Raw genomic sequence first — 15078 nt, forward strand, 5'->3', positions numbered from 1 at the left:
ACAGTTTGAACAGGTAGTCAAAAAGTCTAGAAAAGTAAAAACCAGTATCCAAAGATACTGGCTAGTTAAACTACATAAATGAGTCCTTAAATGATTATTCCCATTCAACGGTTGCAGGTGGTTTACTTGTAATATCGTAGACGATACGGTTAACGTGATCCACTTCGTTTACGATACGTACTGAGATTTTTTGAAGGACATCCCAAGGAATTTTGGCAAAGTCAGCAGTCATACCATCGATAGAGGTGATGGCACGGATTGCGATTGTGTAGTCGTACGTACGACCGTCACCCATAACCCCAACTGAACGAACACCTGTATTCACTGTGAAGTATTGCCAGATATCGCGGTCAAGGCCAGCTTTGGCAATCTCCTCACGAAGGATAGCATCTGACTCACGAACGGTTTCCAGTTTCTCTTCAGTGATTTCACCCATAACACGGATAGCAAGACCTGGTCCTGGGAATGGTTGGCGCCATACGATATGGTCTGGCATACCAAGCTCTGTACCAAGGGCACGAACTTCGTCTTTATAAAGAGTGTTGAGTGGTTCAATCAGTTCAAATTGCATGTCTTCTGGAAGACCACCCACGTTGTGGTGTGACTTGATAGTTTGAGCTGTATCTGTACCAGACTCGATAACGTCTGTATATAAGGTACCTTGAGCAAGGAATTTCACATCTTTGAGCTTGCTTGCTTCGTCATCAAATACATACACAAATTCATTACCGATGATTTTACGTTTTTGTTCAGGGTCAGAAACGCCAGCAAGTTTGTCAAGGAAACGTTTAGCAGCGTCTGCTTTGACAATATTCAAACCAAACTTACCACCAAGCATGTCCATAACTTGGTCCGCTTCTCCTTTACGAAGAAGACCATGATCCACGAAGATACAGATTAATTGATCGCCAATAGCCTTTTGGAGAAGAACTCCAACGACAGATGAGTCAACCCCACCTGAAAGACCAAGAAGGACACGTTTATCACCGACTGTTTCACGAATTTTTTGGATCTGCATATCAATGAAGTTATCCATTGACCAGTCGCCTTTAGCCTTACAGATGTTAAGAGCAAAGTTACGAAGGATATCATTTCCGTATACAGAATGACGAACTTCTGGGTGGAATTGGATACCGTAAATATGTTTATCAGGGTTTTCAATGGCTGCATAAGGGCAGTCAGCTGAAGTTCCAGTACGAACAAAGTCAGCAGGAATCTCAGTAACTGCATCACCATGGCTCATCAAAACAGTCTGTTCATCAGGTGTTGATTCAAAAAGAGCTGATGGTGTGTGTGTAAGAGTTGATTGACCGTATTCACGATTTCCAGCATCACCTGCAGGAACAACTTTTCCTCCAAGTTTATGGGTTAATAACTGCATACCGTAACAGATTCCCAAAATTGGAATTCCAAGTTCGAAGATTTCTGGGTCAATATCAAATGAACCATCTTCGTATACAGAGTTTGGACCACCTGAAAGGATGATTCCTACAGGATTGATTTCACGAACTTCAGCAGCTGAAATTTTATGGCTTTTTAGTTCTGAAAAAACACCAATCTCACGGATACGGCGTGAAATCAGCTGGTTGTATTGGCTACCATAGTCCAATACGATGATTTTTTCTACATCTTGCAAATCAGTTGATATGTTGCTCATCTTTTTCCTTTCTCAAAAGAAATATCTTTTTCCAATATTCTATCACAAATAAGGGCGAATTACCAACTAATACTCAATGAAAATCAAAGAGCAAACTAGGAAGCTAGCCGCAGGTTGCTCAAAACACTGTTTTGAGGTTGCAGATAGAGCTGACGTGGTTTGAAGAGATTTTCGAAGAGTATAAACAAGGCGAAGATTGACTTTTTCTTGTTTATTGGGGTACAATAGAGAAAAGATAGAAATGAAGTGAAAAATATGCTACCTGCTTATATGAAAATCCATGATCAGATTAAAAAGGATATTGACGAGCACCGTTGGGCTATTGGGGAGAGACTTCCCAGTGAAAGAGATTTAGCAGAGCAGTTTGAGGTCAGTCGTATGACCCTCCGCCAAGCCGTATCTCTATTAGTCGAAGAAGGCGTTTTAGAGCGTCGTGTTGGAAGCGGCACCTTTGTTTCCAGTACTCGGGTACAAGAAAAGATGCGAGGGACAACCAGTTTTACTGAAATTGTTAAGTCTCAAGGCAAAGTACCCTCTAGTCAACTCATTTCCTACAGAAAAACCATTCCCAATGAGCAGGAAGTTGCCAAGTTAGGAATTTCTCCAACCGAAAACATTATCCGAATGGAACGTGTTCGCTATGCCGACAATGTTCCTCTGGTTTATGAAGTTGCTTCTATTCCTGAAAAATTCATTAAGAACTTTAAAAAAGAAGAAATCACCAGTCATTTCTTCCAAACCTTGCAAAAATATGGCTACCGCATCGGTAAATCACAGCAGACTATTTATGCTCGCCTCGCTAAAGAAAAAATTGCTCACTATTTGGAAGTTGAAAAAGGACATGCTATTCTTGGTTTAACTCAGGTTTCCTACTTAGAAGATGGTACTGCTTTTGAATACGTAAAAAGTCAATATGTAGGCGAACGCTTTGAATTTTATCTTGAAAACAATTAGACTACTAGGCAAAACCTCTCTGTCACAGACAAAGAGGCTTTTATTTTTCTAAGAGTAAATCTTTCAAAGAAATCAAAGTTACAGCAAACAATATCATTGCCATACCAAGAAAATCAATGGGATAAAATTGTTCATTCATGATTAGGAAGGCAAAGAAAACAGCCGAAATTGGCTCAATTGAAGCCAACAAACTTGACTTAACCGGCCCAATCAGACTGGCTCCTTTTAGAAAGGCTGTATAGGCAAAGACAGTCCCGATAAGAATAATACCCGCAAATGCAAGGAGAAAATCAAGACTAGTTGGGATAGCAGTCTGTAGAACTCCTGTAAAAGGAAGGGCGACCAAACCTGCTATGACCATTCCCACACCAATGACCAAACTACTCCCCCACTTCTTAATCAAGGCTATGGGTAAAATGATATACAGGGCGTAAGTCAGAGCAGAAAAGAGCCCCCAGAATAAGCCAGAAGGTGTAATAGATAACTGGTCCAACTGCCCATGTGTTGCGATCAGGAAGGTCCCTCCAATGGCTAATATGATGGAAACAATCTCTGCCAGAGTCGGCGCCACCTTATCCTTGATACAGCTATAAATCAAAATCCCGACAGGACAAACATACTGAAGCACTGTCGCGGTACCTGCATTGGTCTGCTGAATAGCAGTTAGATAGGCAAATTGATTGAGGAAGAGGCCAATCAGAGCAAAAATGAGAAGAGACAGCAAACTTTTTCTATCCTTTAAAAAGGCCAGCATTCTATCCTTTGCAGTAGCATAAGCCACGACCATGAGAATCCCACCAGCGATTAAAAGTCGTAAGTTAGTTAAAACCAGAGACGAAATTCCATGTGCCATCAGGTATTGGCCACTCGTTCCTGACAAGCCCCAAGCAATACCAGCCACAACTGTTAATAGAGTCCCTTTTAAACCGTTTGACATGTCTCTCCTTACTCTTCTTTGCGAATCAAGTCCATCACTTGATTGCGGTCTACAATCCACTGAGCCCTCTCATCCTTTTCATAGGTACGATTCGATAGGAAAATAGCCGCTTCTTGCTTCTGACGATTCCACATGATAAAGGTACCCGTATAGCCCGTATGGTCTAGCCATTCTCCCTCCAAATTCCATGCTAAAGAACGTTCCTTGTCATCCAAAGGAGAAAAATTTTGACTCAAATCTCTTGCAAAATCATCTGCTAAATAGTGTTCTAAAAAGATTTGTAAATCCTTTACAGTCGAAAACAAACCAGCACTACCAGCATGTCTACCCAGGAGACGAGCCTTGGGATCATGTACCATACCTGCCTCGACACCTCTAACTGTTGGAACAGCAAGCTCAACAGGTCCAAATTGGGTTTCCGTCATTCTCCAAGGATTAAAAACTTGCTCCTGTAAAATCACATCCAAGTCTTGATTAAAGATTCTTTCCAAGATAAAACCTAACAGCAAAAAATGGACATCCGAATAAAGAAAGGCTGGCTGACTTCGTCTGTTGAGATGAAACATCGCTTCCTTTAATTCTGAGGCTGTTAAAAGATCACGATTGGGAATAAACGGATCAAGATCTGTAGCGTGAGTCAAGAGCTGGCGAATAGTGATGTCTGGATAATCACTATCAGCTAAAAAGTCGGTTACTGGTCTGTCAATATCTAATTGACCGTTTTCCCACAAGAAGGTAAAAACGGTGCCAACCCCAACAACCTTGCTGACACTGGCTAGGTCATAAACTAGTCCTGCCTCAGTCTGCAAGCCATGTTCTGGGTCACTCTGGCCTAAATAGAACTCCGTCCATTGGTTATCCTTAAAATACGCAAAAGAGGCTCCAGGATAAATCCCTGCCTCGATTTGTTCTTCTATTTTTTTAATAATCTTGGTCCACTTCATACTTCTTCAAACCACAATTCAACATTATTTCTATCTTTACCAAGGAAGAATTTTTCAGACTTAGGAATAAAATATTCGGTAGACTCAAACTTCTGGCACAGACTTGCTATATCTAGTTCATTGACCAAGAACTTGAGCATAGACAAATCCCAAGTAACTGTATTGTCCACAGTCAAATCCTGCCCCTGAGCTGGGATAAAATCAAGTGATGCCCCAACTTCAGATACTTCCAAGAAACTTTCAATATCAGTTGGGAGATGTAATTCCATAGAAATCTCAAATTTACTTAAAGAAATTGATTCCAAATCTGTTTGGAATTCAGGCTTTTCTCCTACTTCTACTAGACTTGCTCTATCATCTTCCGCATGAATCAAAATCAAATCATCTTCTGGCGAGTAAATTTCAAAAGCGTAGCCATTTTGACCTTTATATAATCGATGAATCGAATCTGTTTTAGATAAGAGTCCTTCGATTTCCAAAGGATTTTCCACCTTAACAATCAATCTAGCCAGCTTCTTTCGTCCCTCTACTTTACGAGTACGCATACTTGGAGCTTCTTCTAAAACCAGCTTTTCTAGACCTGTTTGATCCCCTAGTGACAGAAAGGCCGACTCTTCTAACAAGGCCTTCATGCCAAGGGTTTCAATATAAAATGTTTCATTTAATTTTCTATTATTAACTTTTAAAGTAGGAATAATCCGTACAATCTGATTTACATTCATAAACTCCTCCACCGCTTTTTATTTTATAGGATTTTAGAATTTTTTACAAGATATTATGCTCAAATTTACCGATTTTTCATAAAAATTTCATCTAAAAAACCGAGGCTTTCCTCGGTTTCAATTTCTTATAGGTAAAGGAATTTGAAGATAGCTACTGCCGCAATTGCTGCTGCGATAGGTGCTACTACTGGTACCCAAGAATACCACCATTTTGAATCCCCTTTGTGCTCACCAAGAACTGATTTTGGAAGGAAAGCATGAAGGAGGCGTGGGCCAAAGTCACGCGCAGGGTTCAAGGCAGGTCCTGTAGGTCCACCAAGTGATGTTACCAAGGCCATAACGAGGAAACCAAGTGCCAAGTGAGCAATTCCAAGACCAGATGTCATAAATGGTGCTACTTGTTCTTTAGCTTGGTCAAGTGCTGCTGTTACTTGTTCTTGAGGAATAGTTTGACCTTGAGTAGTTGCTTGTGTAACTTGAGCATTAATAGCCGCTTGTGCTTTTGATACTAATTCAGCACCAAAGAAGTTTTTAGTCAAACCAAGGGCTGCAAAGAAAAGAACAAATGAACCAACAAACTCGTTTACAATACCATTAATAGTTGCTGCAAAGCGTGATTCTTTTGTACCATTATCCAAACTTGAAATGGTTGAGAAAGTACCCAAGATGTTGTTTGGATTTTCAGTTTTCAAGTAGTATGGGCAGTGTGTTGCCACAACCAAGGCTTGACCAAAGATAGCACCCAAAACTTGTGCAATGATGTAAGGCGCAACTTGTGCCCAAGGGAAGAGACCGCTTACTGCAAGTCCAAGAGTGAAGGCTGGGTTGATGTGGTTTCCAGATACGTTACCAAACATCAAGGCAGGAATCATAACCCCCATACCGTAACCAACAGCGATAACGATCCAGCCACTTTGGTGACCTTTCGTACCTTTAAGTTCAACGTTGGCAACTGCACCATTTCCAAGAATGATCAAAAGAGCAGTAGCCAAAAATTCAGTGGCATATTTAATTGCCCATGTGAAATCCATTTGATAGATTCTCCTTAAAATTTTTTAGACAATCCTTATTCTATCAATTTTTATTTCTTTTAGCAACAGGTTTTCAAAAAGATTATATGAGAAAGCGGTTTTATTATGTGACTATTAGTCACATAATAAAGAAAGAGGCTGAGACAAAAAGATTTTGATTTTAGGAATTCTTTATTATAAATTTTTAAAATCGATAGATTAGACAAAAAAGCGAACAAGACAGGATTCTGATTGTCAGATAACTTGTTTTGTTCGCTTTTTATATTTAAGGTTAGACTTTTGTCCCAGACTCTTTCTCATTCTTAGCTTTTCTTCAACCTACTACAGTAGATAAATATACTGAATAACTACTGTCTTGACTCATTTAATTCTTAAAAATTGATAGAGTTGACAAATGGTAGAAAAAAGCCCTTTTTACTAAGTTAAGTATCAACTACAGTTACGATTAGCATTCGTTACTTAACCCACTCACCATTATAGTTTACGTAGTAACCATCTACTGTGGTATTAACAGCTAGAGCACCTGAACCATACGCATAGTACCATTTACCATTGACTTGGAACCAGCCTGTTTTCATATCTCCATTACTTACATTTAGATAGTACCATATTGAACCATCTTTCACCCAACCTGTGGACATTGCACCTGATGAACGAAGATAGTACCATTTATTACCAACATTAGCCCAACCAGTCTTCATATCACCGTTTTGAGCATCTAGATAATACCACGTTGAACCATCTTGATACCAGCTAGTCGCCATCACTCCTGATGAACGGAGGTAGTACCACTTATTGCCAAGTTCCTTCCAACCAGTTTGCATGATACCAGTTTCTGAATCTAGATAGTACCAAGCTGAACCATCATTTATCCAACCTGCACGTCTTTCACCACCAATATAGTTTTCTCCATTAATTTCCGTTTTAGCTAGATAATACCAATTAGACTGGTCATAAAGCCAACCTGTCTCTAAAGAATGATTTTGATTAAAGTAATAGTTCGTGTAAAAACTCTTCTCTTCTTTATCTTCCGGTTTTGTACGTTTTTCCCCATACTTTCTTCCAACACTGTCTTTAGTTTTAACCTCTAATGCTTTCCAACCAACAAACTCTTGTAGCACTCCATTTTTGTCAAAGTAGTACCATTCTGGCATTGGGGAACCTTCTAATCTTATGCCATTAGGGTAAGGACCAATTGTATATCCTTTAACTGGCATTGGAATGTATTGCCAACCAACAACCATTTCACCATTATAATCAAAATAATAGGTCTTGCCATCAATCACTCGCCAGTCGGTTTCTTTGATGTCACCCTTCTTGTAGTAGGTTCTACCATTTTCTTGGACAAATTGCCAACCTTCAGAATCATCTGCAAATACTGTATTGGTAGCTAGCAAACCAAAGAAAATTGCTGTTAGTCCAACTTGCATAGTTTTTTTCAAAAGTTTCATTTATATATACCTCCAATATTAAATCCACTCACCAGATGAAGCGAAATTATAAACTTTACCATCGATAGTTTGGCTACCTGTAACCATTGCTCCAGAGGAATTGAGATAATACCAGTTTCCTCCTACTTTTATCCAACCTGTCTTCATATCTCCATTAGTAGGATCTAGATAGTACCACGTTGAACCATCTTTATACCAACCAGTCTTCATATCACCATTGGTCTTATCTAAATAATACCATCTTCCTCGTACATATTTCCAACCTGTGGACATTGAACCAGAGGTTTCAAGATAATACCATTTGCCATTTATACTTTGCCAACCTGTTTGTTTCGTACTATTCTTATAGTAATACCACGTACCACTAATCAATTTCCAACCATCAATAGAATGTCCCTCAAGGATGGAATAAATAAAGGATAGGTTTTGTTCATTTAATTTTACTGCCAAATTAACAATATCTGATCCTCTTGATTCATTTCCTATGTGTACACCTACGACACGATGTGAAGCATCATAGACAGCAGCACCACTAGCGCCACCATATGTATCTACATCATAATATAAGAAATCCCCTGTATCACGTATTACGTTTCTAGTATCTGTATACATCTGTACAGCTTCAGAGAGCGCTGAATAACCTGTAACAGTTACATTCAAACCAGAAAGATTTGTAGATAAAGATGAGAGACCAAGTGTCCCTGTTTTAGTCCCAATAGGCTCTTCTAAAACTAATAACGCTAAATCATTCTTTGAATGCGTACTTGGATTGTCTGACACATAATTTTTTAGATAGTAATATTTCTTTACTTTTACTGTACCAAATGGAGCATTATTGGGTGTGGCAGCAGGAGTAACATATAATTCTTCAGCATCTTTTCCAAACTCATGTTTATAGATATTATGAGCTGCAGTAATAAGAATATTGTCCTTTATAAAATTAGCACTCCCCCTATAAGTTTTGTTTTTACCATTTTCTACACCATGAAATACAGACTCTACATAGACTGATGTAGAATAAGGATATTGTAAAGTATTCTCAATAGAAACTAAGTCATTACTCCCAATAATTGCTTCCGGCTGACTTGTAAAAAATTGACCGTAAGTCGGTGAAATATCTGGAAGGGAAAAATTATTACTTCCTGGACTCTCTTGTAAAGTTTCACTTACCTCATATTCTTCACCTGTATTAGAAATAACAGTCAAAGCAGATACTGTAGATAGCTGAGTAGCCAATAAAATACTAGCAATAATTGAAATACCGAATTTGCGATAAAATGTTTTCTTCATTTTTATAATTAATTCCTTTCGTTTCACTCAAGGCATAACACAAAATGAAAAAGTGTTGTGCTCTTTATTTTGTTTTATAATAATAGTGAAAGAGCCTATCACTACTACAAATCACGGGGAGGTGAATAAGTGAGTGGTATAGCCACTACCTCGCATTTTTATAGGTGTCATTCTTTCCATCAAGCACAAGAACTGTGACTAGGAGCACGTAAACTTATAATTGAATAAGCGACTCGTTTGTGAAGGGAAAGAATAGTCAAGGGATAGGCAGACTCAAATTTGGTGAAGGGAGACCCCTCGTGTTAAAAATTATTTATCCTATTAGGATACCCAAAATTTGGAGAGATAAGCAATCAACTAATTTTTATTTTTTTCAAACTTGCCCCTACAATTTTTAATGAATAATAAAAGCGAATATACTAGAGACTAATTCTATTCCATTATTCTTTAATCTGCCTTTCCAACATCAAGTCCATTCGATTTTTTTTGTGCTTGTACTCGAACTTCCATTTGTCTATTCTTCTGAACAAACTGTTGATAGGGAATTGTATTACCAAATGCAAGAACACTTAGTAATACAAATATAACTATTTTTTTAATTCCACGTTTTTTTCTCATGCAATGAAACCCCTTTCTGTTTCCTTGTTTTTATTTTAACAGATATATTTTATTTAGCCAAGCATTTTTATGTAATTTTTGACTTTTTTGTTTTTTTATTGCCATAAAGAATTATTTATTTCTTTAACTTGCTATTTTGAACTAAAAATTTTATAATGAAATTAAGCAAATAGGAAGGTTTATTATCTTTAATGAATACACTCGCAGAGAAATTCAGATTGAAAAGAAAAGAGTTAGGTCTCTCCCAACAAACTCTTGCAGAAGGAATTTGTGAACAAAGCCAGATTAGTAAAATTGAGAGAGGACATTTCATTCCCTCCGCAGACCTTTTGTTCAAACTCTCACAACGACTTGAAGTACCATTAGATTATTTTTTCAATGAACAAATTGAAATTAAATCTAACCTCTCTAATTTCAAGCAATTATCTGCTCGACTATTAGATGACAGAAATTATGACAATTTGGAATATATTTATAGAATAGAGATTGAACGAAGTACTTTTCTAACACTAGAAGACCGAACTTACCTTGAATGGATTAAAGCTATTATTGACTTCTATCAATATGACAGTAAGTGTGAGGCTATTTCTTCATTGGAAAATATATTATTAAAAGTCTCCTCAAATACTCTGATTTATTTAAAGGCATTGAATACTCTATCTAATTTCTATTCCTTAGTGGGTCGTGAACAAGAATATGAAGCAAACTACTCTCATTTAATGGAGTTATATCAGACAAAAAATTTTGAGCATCAAGAGTTTTTATTTGGCTACATCAGAGTTCGTTACAACTACGCTCACTACCTAGTGTCAAAGGAAAAATATAACGAAGCCATCCAAGAAGCTCTTGAGACGATTGAACTCTGTAAACAAAGACAGACAAGCTACCAACTGGCTCCTCTACTTATTCTTGTAGGAAATGCTGGAGCCAAATTTCTAGACAAAGAACAAGTCAAAAATTATTATATAGAAGCAAAAGAGTTATGTAAGATTTATAACAATCCTTTAATGTTGATGAAGATAGAAAATTATTTGAAGGAATTAGATACTGTTTAGTTAATCTTGACATTATAGTTTTTCTGAAACGTTAAATAATCTGTAAGGCTGATAGTGAAATTAATACTATCAGCCTTATTATTATGTGACTAATAGTCACATAATTTAAAAAACTAAACAAATTGATTAGGAAACTCAAACTAAGTTCCAACAATGCTTTAGGAACTACAGTCTACTACTTCAGATTCAGTTCACTATAATTTCCAAGCGAATCTTATGATAGCTACTTTGTTAGGATGCTCTTATTTTTTATCAGACAAAACAAAAGGATTAAGAAAGTTATTCTCCTTAACCCTATAGTCTCTTAAGACTGACGTTGTCCGAAATCTGCAATCATCTGATCCATTTCTTGTCGACTCGGAGTTGTCAGCATATACAGGTAATCTCCTTGAAGTTCCGCGAAGGCCTCTGGCATGATTTTTTTAACCTTGAACTGCTGACTATATTTGGCAAGTAAGTCCTCTTCTGAATAAACATAGTGAGCATTTGCACGTCGAGAAGTAGCCAAACAATATTGAGCTTCAAACTCTGAAACTGGGAACTCTTCTCCTGCGACAATAGCTGCATAGCCACGATAGAGGTCCAAGGAATGAGCAAAGTTATAAACATCAATGGTGAAACCACCTGCAGGGCGGTTATTGTACTCGATGGCGATGTAATCATCCCCTTCACGGAAGAACTCAATATGGAAGAACCGTTCTTTCATGCCAAATTCCTTGACAATTGCCTCACCATATTTACGTAATTTAGGATCCATATCCTTGAGAACGTAATAAGAATTGTCCATCTTGTAAATCATGAGATCAAGCGGTGTATAGGCGTAGTCAAAGGTTGTTGAGAAGACAATCTTTCCATACTTGTCCACTAGACCATCAAAGGTGCAAATTTCGCTGGAAGTGACAAATTTTTCAAAGAAATAAAGGGTCGAATGGTCCCATTCTTGCTTGAAGTGATTGATATCGTCTTCTGTTTCAAGCTTAAAGGTCGCGGCTGCTCCCACTCCATTATCAGGTTTTGCAATCATTGGAAGGCCGATTTCATTCACTGCTTGATCCACATCTGCTTCCGTCTTGATAACAGCTCCAGGCACCACAGGGACACCTGCTTTTTTGAAAAGCTTCTTCATTTCAGACTTAAATTTCGTCTTTTTGAGATCCTCTGGTTTGGCACCAAAAACATTGAATTGTTCTCTGAGTGTTGCGTCCAGCTCTAGCCAGTATTCATTATGGGACTCGATGCGGTCAATTGGGCCATGTTTGTAGAACAGAAAAGCAACTGCACGTTTGACTTCATCTATATTCTCAAGATTATCTACACGGAAATACTCGGTCAGGCTATTGCGTAAAGGCTCATCCAATTGCTCGTATGGTTCTTGACCAATTCCCAAGACTGTGATGCCTTTATTAGCTAGCTCAATGGTAAACTGTTGAAAGTTTTGTGGATAGTAGGGAGAAATAACAAGGTAATTCATAGGTAACTCCTTTTATAAATAGAGATTTCCGAGGAAATAAGGCATTTGTTTGCGCCACCATTCCCAGTCGTGGGCGACATCGTGTCCCCATTCAGCAAACCAGGCTGGGATTTGTTTCTGGTCAAAGGCTTCTTTGAGCTTGTAAAAGGATGGTAGCCCGTCTTGTTCCCAGGCTCCAAGACCCGTACACAGCACAATCTCTGCCTGACGGTAACGGTCAATAAACCAGCCGTCGTTCTGATTCCAAATATAATCTACTGGCGAGTTTTGGTAAATTGCATCATCATTGTAGTAATCGCCGACAAAGAAACGTGCATCGTAAACTCCACTGAGGGCAATCACCTTGGTAAAGACATCTGGATGCTGGAGGAAGAAATTGAGTGCATGGTAGGCGCCCATCGAGCAACCTGTCGTCATCATGCCATCAAACCAACCTGTCTTATGCTTGATAAAAGGAATGGCCTCCTCAATCACGTAGCGTTCGTAGGCACGGTGCATCTCTGCTTGATCATGACCATTTTTCCAAGTGGCTAACCAGCTCTCACTATCCACACTAGATAGGGTGAAGAACTGGACACGGCCTTCCTCTATAAAGGAAGCACAGGCATCAATCATGCCAAAATCATAGTATTCGTTGTGGCTACCACCTGATGAAGCAAAGACCACAACTGGAATCCCAGCATGACCATAACGGTTGAGGTACATTTCACGGTTGAGGTGACCACTCCAGTGGCTAAGATGTTCAATATGCATATTATCTCCTTTCTTACTTTACCAGTTTTCTGCAAAAAATCTCAGACAGTCTGGTAAATTTTCCGACCAAGGAATTTCACTATGGATGGCACCCGACTGAACTTTCAAGACAAGATTATCCAAGCCTACTCCACCTGCAATCAAATCATGGTAATAGCGAAGCGACGAGTCGATATAGGCTTGCTTGATATTGCCAGCCATCAGGGTCTTGTCCGTATCATCTGCTTCTTCTGTTCCAACATAGGTAAAGATACGCTGGTCAGGCGATAGTTTCTGGCGCTCGATATAGCGGTTAAAGGCGTCTTGGTGAAGCCAGTTGGCAGATGAAAAGACCCCTAGACAACCAATTTGGTCTTGGTATTCCAAACCGATAAACTGGGTAATATTGCCTCCTAGTGACGAGCCAATCATAGCCGTATGCTGGCGATCAGCTTTGGTACGGTAGGTCTCATCGATAAAAGGCTTGACCACCTCCATGACAAACTCGGCATACTCCACGCCCTTACCGCCAAATTGCTGTCCTGGGATAGGAGATTCTTGGAACTTCCAAGCCGCATACTCATTCATCCGCCCCATACCATCATTATCAATAGCAACGACAATCATGCGACTGATATCAGGATTACGTTTGATGGCTGGGATAATCTTCCACGAGTGACCAATGAAAGACTCCTTGCTATAAAAAACATTCTGCCCGTCATGAAAGTAAACAACAGGATAAGAACAATCCGTGTCTTTCTCATAATCTTTAGGAAGAAGAACACGTACACGACGCTCCTTACCAGTGTAAGGAACCTTGAGTTTGTGTTCTTTCATTTTTAAATAAAAGTAGGATTGATTCATTGTCAGAAAACTCTCTATATTCAAAATTTTATCTCATTATATCACAATTATAGAAAAAAGTCAGTTTTGCTTCCATTTTTGGATTAAAAACTAACTTTTTCATTTATTTTTCTAAATTCTTTTGGATTTTCTGATTAGAGCAGATTATCAATCAAATCATCGACTTCATCTTTTTCAGTTTGAGGTGTAATCTCAGTAATCATAATCCCTGCCACTGCTCGCTCGACTAATCCCTTAACATCCATCCGTTTTTCATACTGCTCTGCATTTTTAATCTTAGGATTGGTCTTAGGACGGTCAGGTGCAAAAATCGTACAGCAGTCTTCAAAAGGCTGGATAGAAATATTAAAGGTATCGATTGCCTGAGCGATGTCAATGATTTCCAACTTATCCATAGTAACCACGGGACGAATGATTGGAGTGCTGGTCACAGCGTTGATAGTCTGCATGCTTTCCAAGGTCTGGCTGGCTACTTGACCAAGACTTTCCCCATTGATGATAACTAAACCATTTCGTACCTCACGGATACGATCAGTAATTCGCATCATAAAACGGCGTGTTAAGGTCATAAGATAGGCTTCTGGCGCTTTAGCCTTGATTTCCTCTTGAATCTCTGTGAAAGGCACCTCGATAAACTGGATATTGCCCCCAAACTTGGTCAATTTACGAGTCAAGTCCTGCGCTTTTTTAAGAGCCCCTGGACTAGTATATGGTGGACTAGCAAAGTGAACCGCCTCAATATCTACCCCTCGTTTAAGAGCTAGATAACCTGCCACAGGTGAATCAATTCCTCCTGATAACATGAGCATGCCTTTACCAGAACTTCCCACAGGTAATCCTCCTGCTCCACGAAAAGTTTCATAGGAAATATAAGCCGCTTCCTCACGAATCTCAACCTGAAGATTAATATCTGGATTTTTCATCTGAGCTTTCACGTTTGGAATAGCCTTGAAAACAGCACTACCAAGAGTTTGATTGAGTTCACGACTATCAAGTTCAAAGGTGTGGTCGCTACGCTTACCAGTGATTTTAAAGGTCATCCCTTCCTTGTAAGTTTCTTTCATAATCTCTTGGACAGCAGACTTAAGAACTTCCACAGACTTTTCGACTTTATAAACGGGAGAGAAGTTTTGAATTCCAAATACTTGTTTGAGGGATTCTGCTACTGCGGTGTAATCAGCTCCATTGAGATAAGCATGGGCACGGTCGCGATCTGCGGTTACCTTAACTTGGGGATAGATAGACAAAACGTCTGAAATATTATTACGAAGTTTATTGATGAAACGCATACGATTTTTGTGTTTGGTTGACAATTCTCCATAGCGAATCATAATTTCTGAATACTGCATAAA

General features: G+C 38.8%; 14 protein-coding genes. 2 read left to right on the forward strand and 12 right to left on the reverse strand.

All coding sequences use genetic code 11. The features are described from left to right. Positions 1-94: 94 nt before the first annotated feature. Positions 95-1657, reverse strand: coding sequence for a glutamine-hydrolyzing GMP synthase (gene guaA / locus RWO85_RS03495; RefSeq protein WP_000065711.1), 1563 nt, complete (start codon positions 1655-1657; stop codon positions 95-97). 255 nt (positions 1658-1912) lie between these two features. On the opposite strand from guaA, the gene RWO85_RS03500 reads away from it, so the two are divergent. Further along, positions 1913-2611, forward strand: coding sequence for a GntR family transcriptional regulator (locus RWO85_RS03500; protein WP_314414087.1), 699 nt, complete (start codon positions 1913-1915; stop codon positions 2609-2611). Between the two features lie 40 nt (positions 2612-2651). Here the strand turns inward: RWO85_RS03500 and RWO85_RS03505 are convergent, their stop codons facing one another. The 7 genes from RWO85_RS03505 to RWO85_RS03535 form a co-directional block, all read right to left on the reverse strand. Continuing rightward, positions 2652-3548 carry a DMT family transporter gene (locus RWO85_RS03505; protein WP_314414048.1) on the reverse strand — a complete coding sequence of 299 codons (897 nt, stop codon included), beginning with the start codon at positions 3546-3548 and terminating at the stop codon, positions 2652-2654. 8 nt (positions 3549-3556) lie between these two features. Continuing rightward, the gene (locus RWO85_RS03510) at positions 3557-4492 is read right to left on the reverse strand and encodes a serine hydrolase domain-containing protein (protein ID WP_314414049.1); all 936 of its coding nucleotides are present in this window, start codon (positions 4490-4492) and stop codon (positions 3557-3559) included. Beyond that, entirely contained in the window at positions 4489-5214 is a 726-nt protein-coding gene (locus RWO85_RS03515) for a CppA family protein (protein ID WP_314414050.1), read from the reverse strand. The genes RWO85_RS03510 and RWO85_RS03515 overlap by 4 nt, the downstream gene beginning before the upstream one ends. Before the next feature lie 125 nt (positions 5215-5339). Continuing rightward, positions 5340-6245 (reverse strand): aquaglyceroporin Gla, encoded by a 906-nt coding sequence (gla, locus tag RWO85_RS03520; RefSeq protein ID WP_314414051.1) that lies wholly within the window; start codon positions 6243-6245, stop codon positions 5340-5342. Positions 6246-6700: 455 nt separating this feature from the next. Beyond that, the gene (gene cbpJ / locus RWO85_RS03525; protein ID WP_268717993.1) at positions 6701-7696 is read right to left on the reverse strand and encodes a choline-binding protein CbpJ; all 996 of its coding nucleotides are present in this window, start codon (positions 7694-7696) and stop codon (positions 6701-6703) included. 18 nt (positions 7697-7714) lie between these two features. Further along, positions 7715-8986, reverse strand: coding sequence for a trypsin-like peptidase domain-containing protein (locus tag RWO85_RS03530; protein ID WP_314414052.1), 1272 nt, complete (start codon positions 8984-8986; stop codon positions 7715-7717). Between the two features lie 447 nt (positions 8987-9433). Beyond that, positions 9434-9604 (reverse strand): PhrA family quorum-sensing system peptide, encoded by a 171-nt coding sequence (locus RWO85_RS03535; RefSeq protein ID WP_033629011.1) that lies wholly within the window; start codon positions 9602-9604, stop codon positions 9434-9436. A 191-nt stretch (positions 9605-9795) separates the two neighbouring features. Here RWO85_RS03535 and RWO85_RS03540 point away from each other — a divergent pair, with 191 nt between their 5' ends. Then, positions 9796-10659, forward strand: a complete 864-nt coding sequence (locus tag RWO85_RS03540; RefSeq protein ID WP_261140597.1) for a helix-turn-helix transcriptional regulator — start codon at positions 9796-9798, stop codon at positions 10657-10659. A 304-nt stretch (positions 10660-10963) separates the two neighbouring features. Here the strand turns inward: RWO85_RS03540 and RWO85_RS03545 are convergent, their stop codons facing one another. From RWO85_RS03545 to thiI, 4 genes are all read right to left on the reverse strand, one after another. Continuing rightward, complete coding sequence (locus tag RWO85_RS03545; protein WP_314414053.1) at positions 10964-12130, reverse strand: carbamoyl phosphate synthase large subunit; 1167 nt, start codon at positions 12128-12130, stop codon at positions 10964-10966. A 12-nt stretch (positions 12131-12142) separates the two neighbouring features. Next, entirely contained in the window at positions 12143-12883 is a 741-nt protein-coding gene (locus RWO85_RS03550) for an esterase family protein (protein WP_000546753.1), read from the reverse strand. A gap of 18 nt (positions 12884-12901) precedes the next feature. Next, positions 12902-13726 (reverse strand): alpha/beta hydrolase, encoded by an 825-nt coding sequence (locus RWO85_RS03555; RefSeq protein WP_314414054.1) that lies wholly within the window; start codon positions 13724-13726, stop codon positions 12902-12904. Positions 13727-13860: 134 nt separating this feature from the next. Beyond that, entirely contained in the window at positions 13861-15075 is a 1215-nt protein-coding gene (gene thiI, locus RWO85_RS03560) for a tRNA uracil 4-sulfurtransferase ThiI (protein ID WP_314414055.1), read from the reverse strand. Between the last annotated feature and the right edge of the window lie 3 nt (positions 15076-15078).

The sequence above is a fragment of the uncultured Streptococcus sp. genome (genome assembly GCF_963521865.1).
Lineage (GTDB): Bacteria > Bacillota > Bacilli > Lactobacillales > Streptococcaceae > Streptococcus.